Origin of the sequence: Rhizobium centroccidentale, from assembly GCF_030182565.1 — a bacterium.
Classification (GTDB): Bacteria; Pseudomonadota; Alphaproteobacteria; order Rhizobiales; family Rhizobiaceae; genus Rhizobium.
The window spans coordinates 1-344 of record NZ_JAQJCG010000074.1; the positions used below are offsets into that span (position 1 = coordinate 1).

Genomic DNA, 344 nt, shown 5'->3' on the forward strand with positions numbered 1-344 from the left:
ATGAAGGTGCTGCTGATGGTGTCGCGCTTCGGCCATTGCCTCAACGACCTGCTCTACCGCTGGAAGATCGGTGCATTGCCGATCGACATCGTCGGCGTCATCTCCAACCATTTCGATTACCAGAAAGTCGTCGTCAATCATGATATCCCCTTCCACCATATTCCGGTGACCAAGGCCAACAAGCCGGAGGCGGAAGCCCGGATCATGGACGTGGTCGAGCAGACCGGCACCGAACTGATCGTGCTGGCGCGCTACATGCAGATCCTGTCGGATTCCATGTGCCAGAAGATGTCGGGCCGCATCATCAACATCCACCATTCCTTCCTGCCGTCCTTCAAGGGGGC

General features: G+C 57.3%; 1 protein-coding gene. It reads left to right on the top strand.

The genetic code is table 11. The annotated features are described in order from the left end of the window. A partial coding sequence (locus PH562_RS30690) for a formyltransferase family protein (protein WP_285177653.1) occupies positions 1 to 344 on the top strand: 344 nt, incomplete at both ends.